22 protein-coding genes, 1 other RNA gene and 2 pseudogenes are annotated in these 23,040 nt (G+C 39.2%); 6 read left to right on the top strand and 19 right to left on the bottom strand.

Annotated features, from left to right (window positions below; all coding sequences use genetic code 11):
- Window positions 1–43 precede the first annotated feature (43 nt).
- From E7413_04590 to E7413_04560, 7 genes and pseudogenes are all read right to left on the bottom strand, one after another.
- Window positions 44–1,249 carry a copper amine oxidase N-terminal domain-containing protein gene (locus tag E7413_04590; protein MBE7019134.1) on the bottom strand — a complete coding sequence of 402 codons (1,206 nt, stop codon included), beginning with the start codon at window positions 1,247–1,249 and terminating at the stop codon, window positions 44–46.
- 326 nt (window positions 1,250–1,575) lie between these two features.
- Window positions 1,576–2,868, bottom strand: a complete 1,293-nt coding sequence (locus E7413_04585) for a site-specific integrase (protein MBE7019133.1) — start codon at window positions 2,866–2,868, stop codon at window positions 1,576–1,578.
- Between the two features lie 116 nt (window positions 2,869–2,984).
- Window positions 2,985–3,077 (bottom strand): annotated as a pseudogene (locus tag E7413_04580) (hypothetical protein).
- Between the two features lie 88 nt (window positions 3,078–3,165).
- Window positions 3,166–3,267, bottom strand: a pseudogene (locus tag E7413_04575) (SHOCT domain-containing protein).
- A 559-nt stretch (window positions 3,268–3,826) separates the two neighbouring features.
- Window positions 3,827–4,561: a copper amine oxidase N-terminal domain-containing protein gene (locus tag E7413_04570; protein ID MBE7019132.1), complete on the bottom strand. Its 735-nt coding sequence runs from the start codon at window positions 4,559–4,561 to the stop codon at window positions 3,827–3,829.
- A 254-nt stretch (window positions 4,562–4,815) separates the two neighbouring features.
- Complete coding sequence (locus E7413_04565) at window positions 4,816–5,814, bottom strand: GGGtGRT protein (protein ID MBE7019131.1); 999 nt, start codon at window positions 5,812–5,814, stop codon at window positions 4,816–4,818.
- A 14-nt stretch (window positions 5,815–5,828) separates the two neighbouring features.
- A complete protein-coding gene (locus tag E7413_04560; protein ID MBE7019130.1) occupies window positions 5,829–6,524 on the bottom strand; it encodes a hypothetical protein in 696 nt (231 codons plus the stop codon).
- A 252-nt stretch (window positions 6,525–6,776) separates the two neighbouring features.
- Between E7413_04560 and E7413_04555 the strand changes: the two genes are divergently transcribed.
- Both E7413_04555 and E7413_04550 read left to right on the top strand, forming a co-directional pair.
- Window positions 6,777–7,043: a stage V sporulation protein S gene (locus E7413_04555; GenBank protein MBE7019129.1), complete on the top strand. Its 267-nt coding sequence runs from the start codon at window positions 6,777–6,779 to the stop codon at window positions 7,041–7,043.
- 82 nt (window positions 7,044–7,125) lie between these two features.
- A complete protein-coding gene (locus E7413_04550) occupies window positions 7,126–7,794 on the top strand; it encodes a hypothetical protein (GenBank protein MBE7019128.1) in 669 nt (222 codons plus the stop codon).
- Between the two features lie 118 nt (window positions 7,795–7,912).
- Here E7413_04550 and E7413_04545 read toward each other — a convergent pair whose 3' ends face one another.
- From E7413_04545 to E7413_04505, 9 genes are all read right to left on the bottom strand, one after another.
- Window positions 7,913–10,924: an S-layer homology domain-containing protein gene (locus E7413_04545; protein MBE7019127.1), complete on the bottom strand. Its 3,012-nt coding sequence runs from the start codon at window positions 10,922–10,924 to the stop codon at window positions 7,913–7,915.
- A gap of 96 nt (window positions 10,925–11,020) precedes the next feature.
- Entirely contained in the window at window positions 11,021–11,950 is a 930-nt protein-coding gene (locus tag E7413_04540; GenBank protein ID MBE7019126.1) for a hypothetical protein, read from the bottom strand.
- Window positions 11,951–11,953: 3 nt separating this feature from the next.
- The gene (locus E7413_04535; GenBank protein ID MBE7019125.1) at window positions 11,954–12,895 is read right to left on the bottom strand and encodes a hypothetical protein; all 942 of its coding nucleotides are present in this window, start codon (window positions 12,893–12,895) and stop codon (window positions 11,954–11,956) included.
- 45 nt (window positions 12,896–12,940) lie between these two features.
- The gene (gene recR / locus E7413_04530) at window positions 12,941–13,540 is read right to left on the bottom strand and encodes a recombination protein RecR (protein MBE7019124.1); all 600 of its coding nucleotides are present in this window, start codon (window positions 13,538–13,540) and stop codon (window positions 12,941–12,943) included.
- A gap of 52 nt (window positions 13,541–13,592) precedes the next feature.
- The gene (locus tag E7413_04525) at window positions 13,593–13,937 is read right to left on the bottom strand and encodes a YbaB/EbfC family nucleoid-associated protein (protein MBE7019123.1); all 345 of its coding nucleotides are present in this window, start codon (window positions 13,935–13,937) and stop codon (window positions 13,593–13,595) included.
- Between the two features lie 25 nt (window positions 13,938–13,962).
- A complete protein-coding gene (gene dnaX / locus E7413_04520; protein ID MBE7019122.1) occupies window positions 13,963–15,750 on the bottom strand; it encodes a DNA polymerase III subunit gamma/tau in 1,788 nt (595 codons plus the stop codon).
- Between the two features lie 75 nt (window positions 15,751–15,825).
- Window positions 15,826–15,918, bottom strand: an RNA gene (gene ffs, locus E7413_04515) — signal recognition particle sRNA small type.
- A gap of 149 nt (window positions 15,919–16,067) precedes the next feature.
- Complete coding sequence (locus E7413_04510; protein ID MBE7019121.1) at window positions 16,068–16,514, bottom strand: C_GCAxxG_C_C family protein; 447 nt, start codon at window positions 16,512–16,514, stop codon at window positions 16,068–16,070.
- Between the two features lie 17 nt (window positions 16,515–16,531).
- Window positions 16,532–17,032: a hypothetical protein gene (locus E7413_04505; GenBank protein ID MBE7019120.1), complete on the bottom strand. Its 501-nt coding sequence runs from the start codon at window positions 17,030–17,032 to the stop codon at window positions 16,532–16,534.
- 254 nt (window positions 17,033–17,286) lie between these two features.
- Here E7413_04505 and E7413_04500 point away from each other — a divergent pair, with 254 nt between their 5' ends.
- The 4 genes from E7413_04500 to E7413_04485 all read left to right on the top strand — a co-directional run bounded on the left by E7413_04500 (window position 17,287) and on the right by E7413_04485 (window position 20,327).
- Window positions 17,287–17,514 carry an HPr family phosphocarrier protein gene (locus tag E7413_04500; protein MBE7019119.1) on the top strand — a complete coding sequence of 76 codons (228 nt, stop codon included), beginning with the start codon at window positions 17,287–17,289 and terminating at the stop codon, window positions 17,512–17,514.
- Between the two features lie 159 nt (window positions 17,515–17,673).
- A complete protein-coding gene (locus E7413_04495) occupies window positions 17,674–18,435 on the top strand; it encodes an amino acid ABC transporter substrate-binding protein (GenBank protein ID MBE7019118.1) in 762 nt (253 codons plus the stop codon).
- Between the two features lie 36 nt (window positions 18,436–18,471).
- On the top strand, window positions 18,472–19,026 hold the full coding sequence (locus E7413_04490; GenBank protein ID MBE7019117.1) for a ribosome recycling factor: 555 nt from the start codon (window positions 18,472–18,474) through the stop codon (window positions 19,024–19,026).
- Between the two features lie 86 nt (window positions 19,027–19,112).
- Entirely contained in the window at window positions 19,113–20,327 is a 1,215-nt protein-coding gene (locus E7413_04485) for a SulP family inorganic anion transporter (GenBank protein ID MBE7019116.1), read from the top strand.
- A 61-nt stretch (window positions 20,328–20,388) separates the two neighbouring features.
- Here the strand turns inward: E7413_04485 and E7413_04480 are convergent, their stop codons facing one another.
- The 3 genes from E7413_04480 to E7413_04470 are packed head-to-tail and all read right to left on the bottom strand — an operon-like array spanning window position 20,389 to window position 23,033.
- Window positions 20,389–21,141 (bottom strand): YdcF family protein, encoded by a 753-nt coding sequence (locus E7413_04480; protein ID MBE7019115.1) that lies wholly within the window; start codon window positions 21,139–21,141, stop codon window positions 20,389–20,391.
- Between the two features lie 10 nt (window positions 21,142–21,151).
- A complete protein-coding gene (locus tag E7413_04475) occupies window positions 21,152–22,180 on the bottom strand; it encodes a hypothetical protein (protein MBE7019114.1) in 1,029 nt (342 codons plus the stop codon).
- Window positions 22,173–23,033, bottom strand: coding sequence for a hypothetical protein (locus E7413_04470; GenBank protein MBE7019113.1), 861 nt, complete (start codon window positions 23,031–23,033; stop codon window positions 22,173–22,175). The genes E7413_04475 and E7413_04470 overlap by 8 nt, the downstream gene beginning before the upstream one ends.
- Window positions 23,034–23,040 lie beyond the last annotated feature (7 nt).

Raw genomic sequence — 23,040 nt, 5'->3', positions numbered from 1 at the left:
AAACCGCCCCACTTGAAAATAGCGGAGCGGTTTTAAATTAAATTTACTTATAATTTACAAATCCCAAATCACAAACATCTATATTGGCACTTGATAAAATACTATTGACATTAGTTAATAATGATTGGACTCCTTTTGAGGCATATTCATCTACTGATTGTCTAATAGATTGTGGAATTTCATCATCATTAAACCTAATACTCATATTTTTTTTGAAATCTATTTTATTAAGACTAATTTTAGGGTAATATGATTTAATTACATTATCAGGCGCAATAACCATTGATACATCTGCACTACTGTCATTATCATATATTTCAATAATTACATTTGCTATATCATACCCACTAACATAATCAGGGTCATATCTCATCAGAATTGAATCTGTTTTTTCTTTATACATAAGAGTTATAGTTGCATTAGAAAGGTATTTTTCAAGTTGATAAACGGTGTTGCCGTTAAGATTTTGTTCATATCCGTTTTTAATCAAGTATTCTTTTGCTTCATTAAAACCATCTTTTTCTATTGTTGTTTTATTTTGGGGCGAGTTTTGTTCAGTATATGATACTTTATTATCGTAATTATTTTTTGAAATTACTGGAAGCGCTTTTGTATGCACATATGAGCCATTTATTTTATAAAAAAAGCCTATTTCTAATTCTTCAACATTTTTTATCATATTTTTTTCTAAAGAACTTTTATATATTGTAAATCTTGCATTGGCTTTTTTCCCAGAAGAAATACCCTGTGAAAAAAGTCCATTTACCATAAATCCATTTACTGATGTATAAGAATTGTCGCTAGTTAGTGTTGTATCTTGCAAAGAATTGTTCTCCACTAGAAGATTAATTATCAAATCTCCATCTTCATCATAATTATAATTTAGGTATGTTGCTTTAATACCATTCTCGTTATATATAACCATATTAGCATTTTGATTTATTGTCTGCTCTTGTGACTTCTGTGTAGAAAGTTTTACTGTGTTTGTGTTTGCATCCCAATCAACATATAAACCTAATGCGTTAGAAATTGCTCTTACTGGCAAGTATGTAGTGCCTTCTATCGTAAAAGGCTCTACATAATTACCGTTAGTATCAGTAGGATTAATAGTCTTATTGTCTAATGTGATTTTGATGTTGTTATACCAAAGTTCCTTCACAACTGAACCATTTGTTGCGAATACACCTGTTATCGTAATAGATAATCCTAATATTAATCCAATGATAATCCCTTTAATTTTGTCTTTCATTTTTCTCTTCCTTTCATTTTTTATAATAATGTTTATAAATTATATGTATTTCCCTCGTTTCAAAGCAACATAGACATTCCACCACAAATTAAAAAAGTGCATAACCCATATTTCAGAGCCATGCACCGAAAAACGCACAAGCTCTGACATAAGGTTGCTACACTCTTATATAACTTGCATCTACACAGAGAAGTTTGTCAGATAGTACGCTTTTACCATTAACGTACTTCTACTGTGTAATTCTTTGCAAAAATACAAGATTATATAACTAACCCATTATAATTAAGAGTGTAGCATAACCATTATAACACTAATATCTGTCTTTTTCAATACTTTGATGACATTTTCGTCAGATTGCCAATAAATATATTATTAAGCACATTTGTACCTCTATTCCTTAAATCATCTGTCAAATGCTGATACACATTCAATGTAACATCTATTTTCTTATGTCCTAACCTTTGCTGAATGTATTTCAGCGGAGCATCGTTTTCAAGCAACACAGTTGCGTGGGTATGTCGCAAACTATGAAAATCAAACTCCTTTATATTTAATTCGTTATGTATTACTCTTGATGTATGTTGCATTGTTCGTGGTGTGATATATGTGCCATCTTCCCGAACACAAACAAAGTGTATTTCTTTATCTGTGGGAGCGGTTGTGATTTCTTTTCTTTCCGTTTGATAATAATGTGTATATCTATCTGCAAAATAGGAAGCGGCTTTTTCTTGTTTTTCCTTTTCTGCTGAAAGCAATGTGAACAATTCGTCATCAATCTCAATCACTCTATCAGACTTATATTTAGTTGATGTAAAATACCAACATCCCGAGTTACCAACTGCTTTTCCATTGGTTTGTTTCTTTTCTCCCTCTGTTCTTTGGTATTGTCGCCATTGAATTTGTTTGTTGATAGATATTTTCTTTTCGTGCAAATGAACATCATCCCAAGTCAAAGCAAAAGTTTCGCCTAATCTCAAACCACAATGCAAGCCAATCATCAAAGGCAAGTGGGAAGATGAAGAAACAGGAAATCTTTCAAATATAGATGCTATCCGTTCTCTTGTTAAATAAATATGTGGTGATATTCTTGTGGGTACATCTGTATTTTCATTCTTTGGTATCTTTAGACTTAGTGCTGGAGATTTCGCTAAGTAGTTGCTATAAATTGCATAATTAAAGCATTTGGTTAGTATTCCCTTAACGGCTGATAATGTGTTGCTTGAATAGCCATTATTATGCAAATATACAAGTAAATTTTGAAGTTTATCTCTATCAATAGTATTAACCTTATATTTACCCAAAGTTGGTGCTATCAGGTTTTTAATCTTCTTCCTGTAATTTTGAATTGTAACCTCGTTAAGTATTGCACTACAATCATTCACAATCCAATGTTCCAAAAAATCAGCAAAGCTCATTGATGTTGGTTCTACTACTTTCCCACAAGCGTTATATTCGTTTAATGCCTTAATGCCCTCAACTCTTGCAAGTTCTTCATTTTCAAAACCGCCTTTACTTATCCATTTTCTTTGTCCACCTACCGGTGCAGTTTCAAATCTGTATTCATAGGTAAATCCCTTTTTGACAGATTTTCTCTTTCTGATGATGATATTATTTTTCATATTCTCCTCTTTCCCCTCATTATCGTGGACAATTTGTGGACAAAAGCGGAATGTGGACAAAAAATAAAGACTCCTGAACCAAAATTCAGAAGTCTTTAAATTGTTGATACTACCTATTATTTGCTTGCTTCTTCGATTGCAACTGCAACTGCAACAGACATACCAACCATGGGGTTGTTACCTGCGCCGATCATGCCCATCATTTCAACAAACACGTGCTTTTTATGTGTTTATAAAGTTGTACCTTTGCGAACATATAGAAAAACGGAGCGGTTTTGTGCCGCTCCGTGTGTAGCATTATAAACCAAGTAATTGTTTTTTCTTTTCGTCAAATTCTTCTTGAGATATGATACCGCTATCCAACAGTTCCTTATACTTTTTCAGTTCGTCAGCGTTACTTTGTGGTATTTCCTGTTTTATTGTAAAGGAATTTCATAATAAAACCACCTTTTTTAGCATTCTTGTTACCTTTATCGTATCACACTGTATTGTCTCTGTCAAGTATGTCAACAAAATGTCATGGTCAGTTGCATCGGAGCTTGCATTGCTTTTCAAAGCGGACAGCCCCCTCTTCTTTTTTAACCGTAAAAAATATTGACTAACAATTCCAATATATTGTTGAATACTGTAAGATAAAGTAATTTCAAAAGTAAATACCCCCGTTTTCACGGGGGAGTATTTAGTTTTTCCTTTTATGATGTCGAATTAATCAAATTTCAGTAATCTTTTCGAATTGATAACAGCATAGTGAGAGAAATCTCCATTGATCACTTGACAAACCACCACACCTGTTTTCTCATCAAGTATTACACAACAAATTCTTTCATATTCCAACGGTACCCGCATTCTCTCGGGCGGTGTGATTATCAGCGCTATCAGATCGATTGACAGGTGTACAACCGCTGATAAATGTACTCAGTAAAAATACCGCTAAAATAGGAAAGTCCAATTTTTGTGTTTACTTTAATATTCTAATCTCATAGCTATTAAACGAATGTACTCCTTCACCTCTGAGGTCATCAGTAAATAAGGTATAGGCCTTAGTCTCGCCGGAATCATTTGTATATACCATTCCAAAAGACGGATAAAGATCAGAAGTATTGGCAAGTTTCGTTATGATGTACTCCCCTGAACTTAATACATCTTTCTCATATAAAACTTTATTTACCCCTTCTTTATAGTAAAATCCATCATAAACACTAAACGAATCCATAGCATCATTTTCCAGATAGAATATTTTGAAATCTGTGATATCTCCCTGTGCTTCAAACACTACTTCTTGTCCATAATTCAAATCGCTCAGTGTTACATAGCGATCAGGATCATACCTATCATAGTCATGGAAGTCCGCTATCACTTTACTTGGCTCTGTAAGATTTACGGTATTTGTCTCACCATCCCATTGTACACTCTTACCCATAGCAGAGGCAACCGCTCTTACCGGCAGATAAGTTGTGCCATCAATGATAAAAGGCTCTACAAGATTTCCGCTTGCATCCTTTGGTTCAATTTGCTTCCCGTCTATGCTTATTTTGATGTTGTTGTAATTTAATATCGCATTCTGCGTTTTGATAGCTGCAGAAACACTCGTAATTCCTGCAACAACACTCAGTGTCAAAGCAACACCCTTAATAAAACCTTTCAGTTGTTCTTTCATATGATTATTCCAACCTTTCATACAGTTTTGATTCAATTATACTATATCCCCTTGAAGTTTTCAAGACTAAAAATCAGTATGCATACTTTTCCTTTTCGGCATGAAAAAGTTAGACACATCATCGGTATAAACCTCAAAATGATGTGTCTAACATTAATGCTTAAGAAAGTCCGCAGACATTTAAAACTGCTATAAATCGCCGTAGATTGTGTTTTTTTAAAAACGAGCTATATTGCTATATGCGAAGTTTTATAAAAAAGTGCAAGATGCGGTGATTTTTGCTGTTTTTATTATTTGCTAGCTTCTTCGATTGCTACTGCAACTGCAACAGACATACCAACCATGGGGTTGTTACCTGCGCCGATCAAGCCCATCATTTCAACGTGAGCCGGAACGGAGGAAGAACCTGCGAACTGAGCGTCAGAGTGCATTCTTCCCATAGTGTCAGTTAAGCCGTAAGAAGCGGGGCCTGCAGCCATGTTATCGGGATGCAGAGTTCTTCCGGTACCGCCGCCGGATGCAACGGAGAAGTATTTTTTACCCTGCTGGATACATTCTTTTTTGTAGGTACCTGCAACAGGATGCTGGAATCTGGTGGGGTTGGTGGAGTTACCGGTGATGGAAACACCAACATTTTCTTTGTGCATGATTGCAACACCTTCACGAACGTCATCACAACCGTAGCATTTAACTTTTGCTCTTTCACCGTCGGAGTAAGCTTTTTCAGAAACTACTTTCAGTTCGCCGGTGTAGTAGTCAAACTGGGTTTTCACATAGGTGAAGCCGTTGATTCTGGAGATAATTTCAGCAGCGTCTTTACCCAGACCGTTTAAGATAACTTTTAAGGGTTCTTTTCTAACTTTGTTTGCAGATTTTGCAATACCGATTGCACCTTCAGCAGCAGCGAAAGATTCGTGACCTGCTAAGAATGCGAAACACTTGGTTTCTTCTCTTAACAACATTGCTGCTAAGTTACCGTGACCGATACCTACTTTTCTGTCGTCTGCAACGGAGCCGGGGATACAGAATGCCTGTAAACCTTCGCCGATTACTTCTGCAGCGTCAGCAGCGTTGGTAACACCACGTTTGATTGCTAAAGCGGCACCTAAAATGTATGCCCAGCAAGCGTTTTCAAAACAGATGGGCTGGATGCCTTTTACGATGTTATAAACATCGATACCTTTATCTTCACAGATTTTTCTTGCTTCTTCGATGGAAGCGATTCCGTTTTCTTCCAAGCATTTGGTAATGCCGGCGATTCTTCTTTCGTAACCTTCAAATAATGGCATAATCGTTTCCCTCCTTATTCTTTTCTGGGATCTACGTAAGACGCTGCATCAGCGAATCTTCCGTAGGTACCGGTTGCTTTCTTCATTGCTTCTTCAGGAGCAGTGCCTGCTTTGATCATATCCATCATTCTGCCGAAGCTGATGAATTCATAACCGATGATGTGTTTTTCATCATCCAAAGCAATTTTGGTAACATAACCTTCTGCCATTTCCAGATATCTGGGACCTTTTGCAGAAGAGGAGTACATGGTACCAACCTGGCTTCTTAAGCCTTTACCTAAGTCTTCTAAGCCTGCACCGATGGGTAAACCGCCTTCGGAGAATGCAGTCTGAGTTCTACCGTAGATAATCTGCAGGAACAGTTCTCTCATAGCAGTGTTGATCGCATCACAAACCAAGTCGGTATTTACTGCTTCCAGTAAGGTTTTGCCGGTTAAGATTTCTGCTGCCATAGCTGCGGAATGAGTCATACCGCTACAGCCGATGGTTTCAACCAACGCTTCTTCAATGATACCGTCTTTTACGTTTAAGGTCAGCTTACATGCACCCTGCTGAGGAGCACACCAGCCAATACCGTGAGTTAAGCCGGAAATGTCTTTTACTTCTTTTGCCTGGACCCATTTGCCTTCTTCCGGAATCGGTGCCGGACCATGGTTGGGGCCTTTGGCTACACAAGTCATTTGTTCAACTTCATGTGTAAACTTGCTCATTACTTTGAACCTCCATAAATGTATGTTAAAAATATTTTTTACCGAAATATATTATACATAATTTTACCCTGTTTGTCCACTATTTTTCCAAATTTTTTTAATTTTTTTATTGCAAATTTAAAATTGCCGAATAAATTTATATGAAACTGTATTTTTTTTCGTGCTTCTTCATATAATAAACCATACTGAGAACGTAAAAAACGAAAAAATATCAAAGATGATACTTATCTAATTTTATTTGGAGGAATCAATATGCTTATCCTAAAGGTATCCAAAAATTCCAATCCCGGTTCTGTGGCCGGCGCATTGTCGGGCATTGTGAGAGAACGTGGCTCCGCTGAGCTTCAGGCAATCGGTGCTGCTGCTGTGAATCAAGCGGTAAAAGCAGTAGCTATTGCCAGAGGTTTCTTAGCGCCCAGCGGTTTTGACATTGTGTGCGTTCCTGCTTTTTCAGAAATCGAAGTGGCAGGCGAAGAGCGCACAGCCATTAAATTTATGATTACCGATAAAAACAGCTGAATATCCGAATTATTTTTTGTGAACTTACCTCTGTTTATTTTACAGTGATTTTTAATTTTAACGCTACGAAAGGAGTCTTCTCTTGAAACATCTGAAACATATTGTAAAGGCCACCAAGGGTTGGCTCCTTGTTCTCTTATTGCTGGTGTCCGTTGGATGCAAATCTCAAAAAGAAGAAAAAACCGCCGAGGTTATCACTCCGACTCCAAATAAAACCGCGTCACCCACTCCCTCTTCACAACCAACCGAAACTCCTCCCCCTTCCCCCATACCAACCGAGCCACCTGCTCCGGTGTATGAAATGGTGGGACAAGCTTCTACCAATATTTTCGATAACATTCCCCAACGAAACAACAATCTGAAAATTGCTATTGACGCCATTGACGGAATGATACTGAATGTGGGAGAAGAGTTTTCTTTCAATCAGACTGTGGGTCCCAGAACAAAAGAAAAAGGCTACCAGGAAGCCATTGGTTATGACGAAAACGGTGATAAAGTGCCAACTGTTGGAGGAGGTATCTGTCAGATTTCTTCCACGCTGTATATGGCAACGCTGAACGGAAATTTTCCCGTGACTGAACGCCACTCTCATTCTCACAGTGTGCCCTATGCAGACTCCAATCACGATGCTACCGTATCCTACGATGGCTATGATTTCAAATTTCAGAATAATCGGGACATGCCCATTCTCATACGGATATCTACCGACGGAGCTACTGTATATGCTCGTTTTCTCCTGATGATTCAATAAGAACCCGACCCGATGACGCAATCAAAGATTGCGGTCGGGTGCCCCGGAACCTTGTTGTATTCACAATAAAAAAAGCCCGTAATGTCAAACCATTACGGGCTTTTTTGACGAAATAAAATTATCTTACGTCTTTGATGATATAAAGATTATAGAAAGTATTGTTGCTATTGCTGTTGAACACTTTTACAAACATAGTATCATGATGTTTGGTTTCATTGTCAGCATTGTTTTCAATAGTCTGTAAATCTTCTAAGAAACCTTTGATTTCATCTTTATTTTTAATCTGAATCAGTCTGTCTGCGGTGGATGCAGTTGCATCGTACACATAGATGTTTGCTAAGGATTCCAGATCATAATCATAGAAATTGTCGCCGTTATCAAGATCTGCTTCCAGTGCTTCAATGGTAGCGGTATCACCTGCTAAAACAGGTAAACCGGAATCATCTTTTGCGATTCTTAAGTTACGGATGGTACCTGCTTCATTAGTGATATAGGTCAACGGAATACCCATATAATAAGCATATACACTATTAGTGGTGGGACCTACCATATTGCTGGTATTGTTCTGGATACCAAAGAAGTTGTAATCTCTGTTGTATGCATTGGTTGCAGCATATGCATTATCGGAAGCTTCCATAACCCCTGCGGTGGGATAATTTCCGTTTGCGATTTCATCAGCACGAGCTAAAACGAATACGCATCTTAAGTTTTCAATATCGATACCGGTGGTTCCGGGGATATCATAATAGGTAAACACATCACCTTTTTTCAAATTAAGAGCGTTTACAACGGGCTGAGTAATTACCACTTCACGGAGAGCGGAACCATTCCCAGCTTTATTAACGCCGGTGAACGGATAAGCTTTTACGGTTACAACGTTTACATCATCCATGGGAACGATAGAACCAATAGAATCTACGATATAGGTTTCAGAATCCTTGGTTAATCCTTCGAAAGGACGAACGATAACATACTGCATATTATAGCTGGTACCGGATTTCTTTAAGTTTAACTGATATACTTTACCGGTGTATGCAGTATTGGTAGTTAAAGTAGTGGTTTTCGGAATAACAGTATCGGTATCATAGTGAGAACCGATTAAGATAATTTTGGTAGAAGTAGAGTTATAAGTAATTTCTTTACCGTTATCAAAAGTGATTTTGGTAGAAGAAATTTTCTTAATATCGGTTACTTCTGCATTGGTAGATTTTGCAGAAACATACTGATAGCTGTCGCTACCTGCATCAATGATTCCAAATTCATCAATCTGTCCATTTTTCAGGGTGTATTTAAAGAGTGCATCAGTAATCAGTTCACCGGAACCGTCTTTTAAAGCTGCGATACGAGCATCTCCGGAGGTTTCATCACGGAAACGTAAGGTGTCTACCTGATTGGTGCTTACATTGTAAATTTCCAACTGAGTGATTCTGTCAAAGCCGGTACCGCCGGTGGTAACAGAAACAGGAATACCAATGTTCACATCTTCAGTTTTGATGTTGGAAACATAACCAACTTCGCCGAAGGGGTCAATATGGAATTTAGCATTTACTTCAGGCTGAACCACAGAAGTCAGAGCGTATCTGTCTAATTCTTTAGACAGTAAGAAAGTGCTACCGTTTGCAACTTTAATGAAGGGACGTCCGGTTGCATCATCAGTGTAGTATTCGGTAATAGCGCCGGTTACAGCAGAGGTGGATACTAACACTTCATAGTAGTTGTTGGAAGTATCTTCAGTGTTGGTTGCAACCGCAATGATATTGCCCTTCGAGATACCGCTATATGAAGACAAGGTATTTGCATTTGCAACTGCTTTACCGGTAGAATAATCAAAGTTACCTTTTTTCATTACGGTTTCATTTAAGTAGGTATCTTTATAAGGAACAGAAATATCAAAATTAGACTGGCCGTCATTGCCTTTTACTTTAATTACTTCATTTCTGGTATCAGTGCTTTCTACCACATAAGTTTTGTAAGATTTTGCTTTTACCAGAGTCTGAGTGCCGCTTAAGTAAACAGAAACAACACCGTCCACACCGTCAGGATCCACTAAATCTGCATTGATTGCAGCGATACCGTTTGTATGCAGTCTTTCGTTATACATCACAACGGGAGTTCCGCTGAAATTCAAGCTGTTTTCTCTTTCTTTTGCTTTATCGGTGTAATAGTCAATACCGGAAGCATCTAAAGAAATCACATCGGATAATTTGATGTTTTCATATACACGAACGCCGGCATTACGAGTAATGTTGGTTAAGGTTTTCATTTCGGGATCTTCTGCGTCGGTTTTGTAGGTAATATCTACCTGCTGACCAATATAGTCAAATGCAGAAGTATTCTGAACGGTAATTTTAACGTAGCTGTTGTCTGCTTTTTTCACAAACATCGCATTGTCGTTTACGCTTTCAATTGCAGGCTGACCGGGTTCCAAGTTCACTTTAGGAGTACGAACCACGGTAACATTTTTAATGGTTTCGGTTTTTAAGAACTGCTGGCTGACAGTGTTATTACCGCTTCCAGATTTTACATAATCCACAGAACCATCTGCATTGATCTGAGGAACTAACATATCAACATCTAAAGAGTTATACAACAGCTGAGCGATAATTCCTCTGGGAGCGGGCTTGTCCTGAGTGTGAGCTGCATTTTTTAAGATACCCAGTTTGGAAGCCTGCTGAATGTATCCGTTGGGGTAACCGCCGGATTTTTCTGCAGCCGCACCGTAGTTTAATGCACAAACAATCATTTTAACTGCCTGTTCGTAAGTAACTTCCGCTTCAGGCTGGAAAGTACCATCAGGGAAACCGTTGATAATACCTCTGTTTTTCGCAGAAACAATATCAGACGCTGCCCAATAGCTAACAGTAACGTCGGAGAAAGGTTCTGCAGCTACTGCAGAGCTGCCTAAGTTAAACATTCTGGTGATCAGAGCTGCCATCTGAGCTCTGGTTACGGCTTCATCAGGCTTAAAGGTGCCATCCGGGAAACCGTTGATAATGTCCATGCCGGACAACATGTCGATTGCCTGGTATCTGTCATGCGTTGTGGGAACATCTGAGAATGTTGCCGCAAAAATGGGCGTAGACAGAATCATCAGACAAGCGAGCACAAGTGCTAACACTTTTGATTTCATTTTGAATTCCTCCTTTTAGTGAAATCAGGCAGAATTTTTACCATCTGCCAATGTATAAAAATTTTTTTTAACTGATGGAATATCCCAAATTGGATTTTATCCGTTCTGATAACGCACATCATCACCGCGGAACACAAAAATATCATAATTCCCCAAAATTCTGGAAACTAATCTGGGAGAATATTTCTGATTTAATTCATTTAAGTCCATATTGGTGGAAATCACGGTGCGTTTGTCAGAAATCATTCTGGTTTCTAAAATATCGAATAATTGAGACTGAGGATATTCGAACGCATATTCGGTCCCCAAATCGTCTATAATGAGCAAATCGCAATTACGAATCAAAGAAAGGTACTCTCCGTGTTCCGGCTCTTCGTGACGGAATTTAGCATCATCAATGATATTGGAAATGCGAGTTGCTGTCTGATACAGCACAAAATGTCCGCTATCTAAAAATTCCTTGGCAATGCAGGAAGAAAGGAATGTCTTTCCTGTTCCTGTGGGTCCTGTAAAGAGCAGGTTGTTCTTGATGGTGTCATCCTTCTTACAATATCGCTTTGCCTTTTCTATGATGCACTCCATATATTTTTTTTCAGAATGCATCGATAAAGAGAAGGTGGAAAAGTTTTCCTTCTCAATGCGGGCAGAAAGATTGGAAAGCTTGTACGCTTCGGCACGAAGCATTTTTTGATAACACTCGCACACCCGGCTTCCTACAAATCCTTCATCCCGACAAATGGGGCATTCATAGTAATCCTCCAGAAAATTGGCAGGATAGCCATGCTCCAGAAGTAATTTCTCACGTTCCGAAGCCAAATCACCTAACGCCGCCTTAACCTTGGTTACATCCCCTTCGGATGCTATCCCCATTTTAATCAAAGCACCGATTTTTTGATTGATTTGGGAGAGCGCAGGAATTTCTATGTATGCTTTTTCCTTTTTCTCGCGGGTAATCTGTTTATTCTCTTGCTGGCGTTGTTTCAGTTGTTCTGCCGCTTTTTTTAATACAACGGTTGGATATGTCATCCCTTATCCCTCCAACTGCTTCCGAATGAGATTATCGGTAATTTTCTGAAAATCAGGCACCGCCTGACTAAAATTATTTAAGGGACCTGCCTTAACAGACGTTTTTTTCGTCGGTTTGTTCCCATTTTCGTTCATAACAATTTTGTCTAAATAAGGAAAAGATAATTTCCCGATTGCCATAATCATCTTTTCATAAGCACTACGGATTTCATCTTCCGTTTTCTTTGCTTCTTCCCATTTTTTGATGTATTCTTTTTCTTTATCTACAAATTCTCTACCGGTAATTTTCAAGATTTTGGAAACTTTTTTCAGATACTTTCCAGATTGCTCCATACGGGTAAAATGTTGCTCTAAATCTTCTAACTCAGTAATCCCGTCTGCATAATTCTCAGTAACCACTTTGTAGATATATTTCATACTCTTTTTACGGATTTTCAAGCAATGAGCGATGGTAACCAACAAATGCTCTAAAGGAATTTCCTTGATTTTTACAATATCAAAAATCATCATTACGTCATCCTGGGTTAAAAGCACAGGATAAGAAGCTTCCACAATACGCAAGATTTCTTTAAAATCTTCATCACGCTGAATGGTGGAAAACACATCTTCAAAACGAACCGCTTCATAAGGCTTCTTGGTTTTGGGAGCTGATGCTGAGAAAACCATTTCTTCCGGATTTTCAAATTCTACAGAACCTTCATCAGAGAGGCTGATTAACCCCTCCTGCTCCCAATAATGCCATGCGTTTTTCACATCCGCTGTCAATATTCCCAGCGTTTTTGCAATTTCAGAATCGGTCATAGACTGATTTTCCATACAGAGCTTTAACCCAAACAAATAAATTTTTAAGTAGTCCCCATTTACCATGGGAAGGTAACGGTCAAAAAAAGTAACCGGTAATTTTACCAGACTTTTTTTCCGTCCCTTGGAAAGCTTTAAAGCCATATTCTTTCATCCTCTGCGTCTGCTAACACAGAGGGCAAGTCTGTGCTAGAGTTCTTTTCGTTCCTTCCATGCCATCAGAAGGGTTGCTTCATCTGCATACTCAATATCACTGCCCATAGGCAGTCCCTGAGCGATACGGGTCACCTTGATACCAAGCGGCTTTAACAGCTTGGCAAGATACATCGAAGTGGCATCTCCTTCCACTGTGGGGGATAGCGTTAAAATCACTTCTTCAATATGACCTTCTGAAATTCTGGAAAGAAGTTCTTTCACAGTTAAATCATCAGGAGAAACACCATCCATAGGAGAAATGAGTCCGTGAAGCACATGGTAAACACCTTGGTACTCCATTGTTTTCTCCATCGCAATCAATTCTTTGGGGCTTTTCACCACCATTACGGTGCTTTGATCCCTTTTAGAATTTTCACAAATGGGGCATATCTCCCCTGCGCAAATATTCCGACAAGTTTTGCAATAACGCACCTTTGCCTTGGCATTTAAAAGTGCGCTGCTGAAGTCACGGGCAAACTCATCCGGCTGCATCAAAATATAGTAGGCAAGCCGCTGAGCAGTTTTCTTGCCGATCCCGGGTAACTTATTAAATTGTTCGCTAAGCACCGTTAACGGCTCAAAAATCTCTGCCATTGTTATTTCTCCATTGTGATTTTGATTTCGCTGCTATTTGAAATATTACAAATTAAAATAAACCGCCAAAGTTACCCAAACCGCCGGTTAAACCGCCCAGAGTGGTTTCTTTTTCTTTATCTTTTTCGTCGATTGCCTGATTCACTGCTGCAATGACTAAATCTGCAACCATTTCTGCATCATCTAAAACAGATTCATCAATTACAAGGTCGGTCAATTTACCGGTACCGTTAATGGTAACGCTTACTGCACCGCCACCGGAAGTTGCCTGATAAGATTTGCTGGCTAAATCTTCCTGAGCCTGTTCCAGGTTCTGCTGCATTTTCTGTGCCTGTTTCATTAAGTTTGCCATATTACCGGGCATACCGCCGCCCATATTGAATTTTCCTTTTGCCATTTTTGTTTGTTTCCTTTCGTTTCTTTTATTTAAAAATTATCTGATCGGAGAATCCGCTCAACTGATTCATCAGCTTTTGAAAAGAATCTCCGTTCTCTTGTGAGGTCTCCGCGGAACGCAGTTTGACAATCAAATCCTTCCCGGTAACCTCTAAGATAGCTTGTTTTATTACTTTATCATATTGATTCATTTTCGCAATATTTAAAAATGCTTCACTTTGAATCAAAAAATCAACACCACCGTTTATTTCTTCCCGGGTGGCACTGCTCATAATCCGTTTGAAGCCGAAATCCGCTTTTTTGGAAGCAGCTTCTATCACAGCATCCCAAAAAGGAGCAAGACTTCCTTCGGACAAAATCGATTTTTCACCGACTTCTTCCGCTACCGCAATTTCCGGTTCCTGCACACTTTCAGAAATAGGTTCCGCAATTGTTGCAGGTTCACTTTCCAAAGGAATGTCTTCTTTTACAGATTCGACGGGAGCTTCGTAAATTTCTGTTGGAATCGAAGGTTCCGGCATCGGTTCGGGAATGAATGTTGGTTCTGAAACAGCATCTGCCGGCGGAATATTCCAAACAATTTCATCCGGCTCTGATTTTATCATTTCAGGCTCTGACGCAACCGGAGACACTGCCGGTATACTTTGCCCTAAACTGAAACGGGTTATTTTTTGTTCTAATTCCTGAAGCCGTTCGGTAATACCGCGAAGGTCTCCCGGATCCGGACGTTTCACCATAGCGGTAACAGCCACCTCCAGACACAGTCTGGACTGACCAAGATACCGTTTGGAAGAAACTGCTTCGCTCAAGGTATCCAGATACCGAAGCAGGCGTTCCTCTGAAATCAACTGCGACTGCTCCGCATAATTCTGAAATACACTTTTGGTAACAGATAAAATCTCCATAGCAGCTTCTGAGGTATTTAATGTTTTTACCACCAACACGCTGCGAAAATGTGCAATCAGATCTTCTAAAATCCGTTCTATATCCCGCCCATTTTCGTACGCGGTGTTGATCAAGCCAAAACACTCGGGCAAATTTCCGTCAATGATATGACGGGCAAAATGCACAATAAACTGAGGATCAGAAGCTCCGGTAATGGTTGCCAAGTGTTTACAATCAATCTCAGTGAATCCTGCAGACATACACTGATCCAAAATAGAAAGTGCATCACGCATAGAACCGTCTGCCAGACGTGCAAGCATTCCGATGGCTTCATCGGTAATGGTATATCCATCCCCTGCGATAATCTGACGGATGCGTTTTTCGGTATCATAGGGAGTGATTCTCTTAAAATCAAACCGTTGACAACGGGACAAAATGGTAACCGGGAACTTATGAGGCTCAGTAGTGGCAAAAATAAACACCACGTGTGCCGGAGGTTCTTCCAAGGTTTTTAACAATGCATTGAAGGCTGCATCGGTCAACATATGTGCTTCATCAATGATATACACCTTATATCGCAAATCTGCCGGTGCATACACCACTTCTTCCCGAATGATTCTTGCATCATCCACACGGTTATTGGAAGCTGCGTCAATCTCTACAATGTCCACAGCACTGCCGTTTAAAGCAGTTTTACAGGCATGACATTCATTACAAGGGTTCCCGTTCTGCGGATTTTCGCAGTTCATGGCGCGGGAAAGAATTTTTGCGGTGGAGGTTTTCCCTGTTCCGCGAGAACCCGAAAACAGGTAGGCATGGGAAAGCTTATGCTGCACCAGCTGACTTTTTAACGTATCTGTAATATGGCTCTGACCCAACACATCTTCAAATACGGTAGGACGCCATTTGCGATATAACGCCTGATACATACATTCTCCCCCTCTCTTCCCAACGCTATGGTCAAAAATCTTCTGTAAAAACAGAAAATCCGATACTTTTATGACTTGTATTTGGACACCGCACAGATTTCTTGTTGCTTATCGCTGCTCCGTTTCCGTCCTGACGAGGTTCACAAAAGAAAAATCGCAGGCCAAACACAAGTCATAAAAATACCGGATTACAATCGGTATAACTCCGAATTTCGTTTATTTTTTCTACTCGGCTTGGTTCCGTGAAAAAACACTTGTTGTATTATACCACGGGTAATCCGGATTGTCAAGCTGAAATTTCTGAAAACAGAAAAAACTTATAAATCACAAACCTCTTCCAAAACAAGCACAGCATCTGCCACCAATTCCGCACAGGGACGTTTCCGATAATATGCCGTTGTGCGTTCTGCGGGAATATGCGTAACCTTTTCTTTTTCTTCTCCTAAAAGTTCCCGACAGATAATGGAGCCGTTCTTCTCACGGAATTTTTCTGCCAGAGTTTGAATCAAAAGGTAATGCTCCGCTTTTTCTTCCTTGGCTTTCGGGTCACTGTAACCATAAAGTGCACCTGCCACAAAAAACATTCCGCTAACTGCGCCACACACCTCACGAAGCCGACCCATACCGCCACCGAAAGAGGACACGGTTTTCATCAAAACATCAAATTCTATGGCAAGCACGTCTGAAAAAGCTCCCACAACCGCCTGAGTACAGTTATATCCTTCCAAAAATAACGCTTTTGCACGTTCTGAACGTTCTGACATCATGACACCTCTTATCTTTACTCTTTAAAGTTATCCCGCAAATAAGGTTTTAATTGTTCCACCAAACGGTCGCTGGGGGAAAACAATACCAGCTTTTTGATATGGTTACTGTTGACAATTACGACATATCCGGTTGTTTTGTTGCCATCGGAAAAATCCAAAATTTTCTGAATATCTTTTCTCTTTTTGTATTCTGCAAAATACCGATCGGTTTTCCCCATAAATTCCACCTGGCGCGGTTTTATGGTAATCAGTCTCCGACGACTGCTTTTCCCGTAAATGACGTCGATATCCACTTCACCGCCGGTATAGATATACTCATATTCGGGGCTTAAACGCAAAAACAAAAAATAAGCACCGTAAATCACCCCGGCAGCTAAGGCAACTCCCAGCGGACCGCCAAGCAAAAAAACCAAAACACAAAGCGGAATACATCCCAGAATAATCAGTGTTTTTAAAAACACATTTTTCCCGTCAAGCTTACGTCTATGAATCTCATCAAAGTATATTTGCTCCATGCAACAAACCTCTTTTTCATATTTTATCGATTATATTGTATCATAAATGTGATAGCTTGTAAAGAAAAAAAGATAAAAAAAATAAAAAATAAGCACTTTTTCGTATTTTAAAAAACCATTTTTTATCAGGTTTTTGTTTTTTTTGCATATCCCTCATCTTTTTTCAAAGAAAACCTTGATTTTTCCAAAATCTTGTTGTATAATATTGGCAGAGAAATCATTTTTGCTATTTATGCAAACAAGGAGGAATTTTTATGAAAACTTTCGACATTCAGCTCAATTCTATCAACGATGTAAAAGTGTTTGTCAACACTGTGGCAAAATACAGTTTTGACATTGATTTAATCTCCGGCAGATATATTGTGGATGCAAAATCCATTATGGGTATTTTCAGCCTGGATCTTTCAAAACCCATTAAAGTGGAAGTACATTCCGATAATTGCGATGCACTCTTAAAAGAGATGGAAGCATTTATCCTCTAGTATCGTTTTTTTACAACAGTCACAACAGTTGGTTACAGCTGTTGTGACTTTGTTTTTTCAGGAAGTTTTGTGTTTTTCTGTATATTTCTCACGTTTTTTCAAAAAAAACTTGCAATCAAAATTAAAATATGATAAAATGGCGTAGAAAGGTGTGATGGAATGAAAAAAATCCTGTTGATTTTATCCATCGTGTTACTTACTGCTCTTTTTTACGGATGCGAAAAACAAACAGACGAGTTTGTTGCGGTATCAAAACCAATTGCTAAAGAAGAGTTATCAGAATGGGACAAGATTGTGCAGCGAAATGAGCTGAAAGTTGGTGTTCCCACCACCGCAGATACGTTTGATAATGCATTAATTGATGCCTTTGCGGCTGAACTGGAAATTGCAGTTACCAAAGTTATTGTTCCTCGGGATGCCGATGCATTAACCAAAATCCAAGATGGTACCGTGGATATGCTTTGGGGTCAGCTTCCTGCCACCTCAGATACCAGCACTGCATTCCGCTTGTCCACCCCTTACTTCAACAGCACCATCCTTTATCTTACAAAAGATCAGGATTTTGTTTTGGATAAAACCTCTGTGGTAGGTGTTATGACAGATTCTGCAGAGGAAATCAGTGTTACAAATTATTACGACACCGTATATTCTTATTCCACAGAAAATGAATTGTTTTATGCACTAAACAGTGGCATCTGTGATGTAATCTTGTATAACAAAGCTTTATACGAAAACAATTCCCGCAAATCTGATAGTTTGCATATTATAAAAGAAGTTCCTTACGAGCTGGTTGTGGCATTCGAACAAAACAATGTGGCAACCTGTACGGAAGTAGAAAAGATTTTAGCAAAAATCAAGGCAAACGGTAGGGCATCCGAAATTTGTCTAGACTGGTATCCTGTGGATTTAATTACAAAATAGTTGCAAATTCTGAAATATAAAAAAGGAGTTTTAATTATGAAACAAACATTTAATGACTGTCAAGACAGAATGAAGAAATCGGTAGATTCTCTGTTGCACGAATTCGGCCAGTTAAAAGCAGGTCGTGCAAATCCCGCAATTTTAGATAAAATCACCGTGGAATACTACGGTTCCCCCACTCCCATCCCGCAGATTGGTTCTGTTTCTGTTCCGGAAGCAAGAACGCTGGTAATCCAGCCCTGGGATGCTTCCATTTTAGGCGATATCGAAAAAGCAATCTTAAAGGCAGATATTGGTATCAACCCAACCAACGACGGCAAAGTGATTCGTTTAAACTTCCCTGCTTTAACCGAAGAAAGAAGAAAAGATCTGGCAAAAGAAATCCATAAACTTTCTGAAAATGCTAAAGTTGCAGTGAGAAATGTTCGTCGTGATGCAATTGATAAATACAAAGATATGAAGAAAAAATCTGAAATCACCGAAGACGATTTAAAAACCTGTGAAAAAGATGTTCAGGATTTAACCGATAAATTCATTAAAGAAATTGATACTCATACCGCTGCAAAAGAAAAAGAAATTATGACAGTTTAATCTGTAATAAAAACCGACATAAAGGGTAGCTGCAATCTGCAGTTACCCTCTCTCTTTGCAAATAACCAACAAAAACGGAGGACATTATGTTTAGCAAGAAAACTTTACGAGGTGATATTATCGGCGGTATCACCGTGGCAATCGTGGCGTTACCTTTGGCAATCGCTTTCGGATTGCAATCCATGCCGAATGATCCCAATGCTGCTATGGCAGGTCTCTACGGTGCTATCTTCTGCGGTCTTTTTGCCACAATTTTCGGAGCAACCAAAGGCTTAATCAACGGACCTACCGCGGCTATGATTGTGGTGCTTGCTTCCACCTACAACAAAGCTGGTTACCATGGGTTCATAATGGCAATGTTGATTGCCGCTGTGTTACAGATTCTTTTAGGTCTTTTGAAACTGGGGAAATATGTGCAATACATCCCGAAACCTGTGGTGGTGGGATTTACCAATGGGATTGGCATTTCCATCTTTATCGGCCAGTTTAAAGATTTTAATACCGCGCCTATGCTGGCATTGATCGTGATTGCAATCATGTTTATTCCCATTATTGCAAAATGGATTCTTCATTTCAAGAAACAAAATGTTGCGGCAAATAATATCAAGAAATTTTTTCAGATTATTCCTGCTTCTTTAATCGGCTTGATTATCGCAGTTACTGTTTATATGTTATGGCTTCCCGGCGCAGAAGTAATTACCAACCGTGCAACCATTACCGCAGGATTCCCCACTTTCAAAATGCCGGTATTCGCCGACTTAAACTGGGGTCCCATTATTTCCGGTGCCATTTCTTTATTCCTGCTGGCAAGTATTGAGTCTCTGCTCAGTGCAGTTGTTGTGGACGATATGTTAGATCAGAAAAGTAATCCTAATCGTGAATTGATCGGTCAAGGGATTGGAAATTTCATTGCTCCCTTATTTGGCGGCTTGATTGGTACCGGTGCTATTGTGCGTAGTGCCGTAAATGTCAATAACGGCGGAAGAACCAAATTATCCGGCATTATCCATGCGCTGATTATCTTACTGGTTGTACTTTTCTTCTCCGGTGTCACCGCCTTCATTCCTATGGCTGCATTAGCAGGTATTTTAATGGTAACCGCTTTTAATATGATAGAATTTGAAAGCTTTGCGGAAATCGGAAAAGTTCCCTACTCTGAATCCTTGATTATGATTGTAACTATGATTGTAACCGTTATTGAAGATTTGATTGTGGGGGTTGCCTGCGGTATTGCATTGACACTGATTTTAAAAGGCATTGAAAAATCACGTCAAAAAATGAAAGCAAAAACAAAAAAATAATTTTTCTTTCATAGCATTGATAAAAACAAAAAAAGGAACTGTATTGTAATACAGTTCCTTTTTATATTCCTAAAATCCAAAGCTTGGTAACTGCCAAAGATTCTCTTAAATAATTATGAACAACATTATACCACGCTGTTTTTCCGTGAAGATGGGTAATCGTTGGAAACTCAACCTGTTCTGACATCTGTTCCGAACGATAAATGTGAAAATCGTTGGTTACAAATGCCACTCGATATTCTTCGCCAAACAGCTTTTCCAAAATCTTTTTGGAATACAAGAAATTCTCATAAGTACTGGTGGCACGTTCTTCTTTCACAATCGGATTGGTCACGCCGTTTTGAATCAAGTATCTCTCCATCGCAAGCGCTTCAGTAATATCTTCTTGATTTCCTTGACCGCCGCTGACCACAATCACCGCATCAGGATTCTTTTCGGCGTACTCTATTGCACAGTCCAGACGGAATTGAAGTGGCAAGCTGACCGTTTCACCGTGTACTGCAGCTCCCAACACAATCAGAGCATCTTCTTGATAATCCACTGTGTCACGATTGCCGTAAATCCCCAAAAACAAAGAAACAATCAAAAGATAAGCTATTCCTGCCAGAAATAAACGATGAATCCAACGAAAGACACGAAAAACTTTCCCCTCAGGATGCTTCTTTTGCAGGATTCCCCATCCCAACAAATAACATCCAATGACCAAAGATAACACCAACCCAAAATGCAGGTTAGAAACTGTCGTCATCACAAGAAAATTACCAATCAGCATAATTCCGACTATGATATAAACAATCGGCATCCTCATAAGCATCACCTCATTTTCACGATTTCAAATGATTGACCAAATCAACCAGAGGTTCTTTATCAGAACAAAATTCGTGAATACCGTCAAACGCAATGAAACGAAGCCAATCAGTTCCAACATCTGAGCAAAGAGTTTTCAACCGCTCAAATTCCAAAGAACCCGTCTCAAAAGCAAATAAATCGTCACGATTACCGAGTTCGATACAAAGTTTTCTGGGATAGATCAGACAAGCGACTTCCGCATCGTCCAATAATTTAGCAGATTCAAACCAGGTCCAGTCACTGTAAGCATACTGTTTTCTCTGATTAAAAAATGCACAGGAAACCGCACTTTTGATTCGGGTATCCAATGCGGCAGTGTATAGGGTATAAAATCCGCCATACGACAGCCCAACCATTCCAAAATTAGATACAAAATCCTGTTTTTCAAAATAATCAAGTATCGAAAGAATTCCGTGAAGTTCCACAGTAGCAATGGAGGAACCTACCCGTTTTAAGCGAGCATCTGTTTCTTTACGATCGTATTCCACACCATAGGTATTATCCCACAATAACAACTGAGGTGCAAACACGTGTGCCCCCTGCTCTGCTAAAGTCTGAATCACATCATAATAATATTCGGAGGAGCCGTAAATTCCTGCTGCAAATTCAGGGGTTCCTGCACCACCATGCTGAAAAATCACCAAAGGTTTTTTTTCGCCGTTCACTTTGAAAAACAGTCCTGTCAGAAAAACACCTTTTACAATTTCAAACTGCATACGGTAAACAGAATAACCGTCTTCATCGGACAGTTTTTCTGTTTTGGGAGAAGATAAAACTTCTCCTTCATACCCAAAAAGAGGCCAACCTAACATCTTCCGAAATTCTTCCCGATATTGTTCGGGATTTTTGAAAATATCTTTCGCATAGATTGCTCTGCTTTTTTTGCTGACCAGTTCCCGTTCCAGAATCAAAGCATCAAGACCTGAAACATACTGTTGTTTATAACTTTTTGAAGCTTCTTTTTCTTCCCGATAATTCATAACTTGACCTTTCTCATTATTCATAAAAATTCATGCTATGGATGGTACCAAAATATGGTCTGTTTTTAGCCGCCCAAGAATAAGAAGCAGCTTGTTTATCGATAAAATAAAGTGAATTTCCAACCACATTGATTCCGCGAAGTGCACACTTTGCCGCAATAATACAAGACTTCGTGGGGGTCACATCAAATTGACTTGTATGAGCAGGAGGAAACTGAACACCATATTTTTTATCCAAAATAACTCCCTTCACCGTATTGGGAAATTTAGATGATTTCATACGGTTCACCACAACATCTGCCACACCAAGCTGAACCGCAAAGGGTTCGTAGCCGCTTTCAATCTGCGTAATTTTCCCAAGATATAAAATATCCTCGTAGGTGTATGAATAATCTCTGTAATAATCAGGCACCACAACACCCGGAGCAGAAATATTCACAACCAAATAAAAATCATCCCAGGAAACACCATATCCTAATGTTTCCGAAATTGCCCGTACGGGAACAAAGGTCAAATTGGCATAAAGAACAGAATTATATGGCTTTAAAACACCATCAATCCAACAACTTCCCTGATTGGGATAAAATTCAAAATAATGTCCACCTTTTTCCAAAACGGCTAATTTTCGACCTGCATCCCAGGAGATTGCTCCACCTACCGCATCCGAAAAGGCACGAAGAGGAATATAAGTGGTTCCGCCAATGATAATCGGCTTCTGTGAACATTTCACAAAACAACCGTTCACTGCAATATCAAGGGGAATATTATAGCCTCCATAGGTATCTGCCGCAGAAGCTGTTGCACACACAAGCAGAATCATTGTAACAAGCAAACAAATTATCTTTTTCAAGGCATCATACCTCCTATTGAAAATCATTATATCA

It is taken from the genome of Oscillospiraceae bacterium (assembly GCA_015068645.1).
GTDB lineage: Bacteria > Bacillota > Clostridia > UMGS1840 > UMGS1840 > SIG452.
Note: the sequence above shows the minus strand (reverse complement) of the source record. Positions and strands in the feature narration are given on the sequence as shown.

Bases quoted from the DNA above. Each gene is read 5' to 3' on its own strand.
- E7413_04590 (MBE7019134.1), bottom strand. From the start codon at position 1,249: ATGAAAGACAAAATTAAAGGGATTATCATTGGATTAATATTAGGATTA.
- E7413_04585 (MBE7019133.1), bottom strand. From the start codon at position 2,868: ATGAAAAATAATATCATCATCAGAAAGAGAAAATCTGTCAAAAAGGGA.
- E7413_04565 (MBE7019131.1), bottom strand. From the start codon at position 5,814: ATGCCATTATTTGAAGGTTACGAAAGAAGAATCGCCGGCATTACCAAA.
- E7413_04560 (MBE7019130.1), bottom strand. From the start codon at position 6,524: ATGAGCAAGTTTACACATGAAGTTGAACAAATGACTTGTGTAGCCAAA.
- E7413_04555 (MBE7019129.1), top strand. From the start codon at position 6,777: ATGCTTATCCTAAAGGTATCCAAAAATTCCAATCCCGGTTCTGTGGCC.
- E7413_04545 (MBE7019127.1), bottom strand. From the start codon at position 10,924: ATGAAATCAAAAGTGTTAGCACTTGTGCTCGCTTGTCTGATGATTCTG.
- E7413_04540 (MBE7019126.1), bottom strand. From the start codon at position 11,950: ATGACATATCCAACCGTTGTATTAAAAAAAGCGGCAGAACAACTGAAA.
- E7413_04535 (MBE7019125.1), bottom strand. From the start codon at position 12,895: ATGGCTTTAAAGCTTTCCAAGGGACGGAAAAAAAGTCTGGTAAAATTA.
- recR (MBE7019124.1), bottom strand. From the start codon at position 13,540: ATGGCAGAGATTTTTGAGCCGTTAACGGTGCTTAGCGAACAATTTAAT.
- E7413_04525 (MBE7019123.1), bottom strand. From the start codon at position 13,937: ATGGCAAAAGGAAAATTCAATATGGGCGGCGGTATGCCCGGTAATATG.
- dnaX (MBE7019122.1), bottom strand. From the start codon at position 15,750: ATGTATCAGGCGTTATATCGCAAATGGCGTCCTACCGTATTTGAAGAT.
- E7413_04510 (MBE7019121.1), bottom strand. From the start codon at position 16,514: ATGTCAGAACGTTCAGAACGTGCAAAAGCGTTATTTTTGGAAGGATAT.
- E7413_04505 (MBE7019120.1), bottom strand. From the start codon at position 17,032: ATGGAGCAAATATACTTTGATGAGATTCATAGACGTAAGCTTGACGGG.
- E7413_04500 (MBE7019119.1), top strand. From the start codon at position 17,287: ATGAAAACTTTCGACATTCAGCTCAATTCTATCAACGATGTAAAAGTG.
- E7413_04495 (MBE7019118.1), top strand. From the start codon at position 17,674: ATGAAAAAAATCCTGTTGATTTTATCCATCGTGTTACTTACTGCTCTT.
- E7413_04490 (MBE7019117.1), top strand. From the start codon at position 18,472: ATGAAACAAACATTTAATGACTGTCAAGACAGAATGAAGAAATCGGTA.
- E7413_04485 (MBE7019116.1), top strand. From the start codon at position 19,113: ATGTTTAGCAAGAAAACTTTACGAGGTGATATTATCGGCGGTATCACC.
- E7413_04480 (MBE7019115.1), bottom strand. From the start codon at position 21,141: ATGCTTATGAGGATGCCGATTGTTTATATCATAGTCGGAATTATGCTG.
- E7413_04475 (MBE7019114.1), bottom strand. From the start codon at position 22,180: ATGAATAATGAGAAAGGTCAAGTTATGAATTATCGGGAAGAAAAAGAA.
- E7413_04470 (MBE7019113.1), bottom strand. From the start codon at position 23,033: ATGATTTTCAATAGGAGGTATGATGCCTTGAAAAAGATAATTTGTTTG.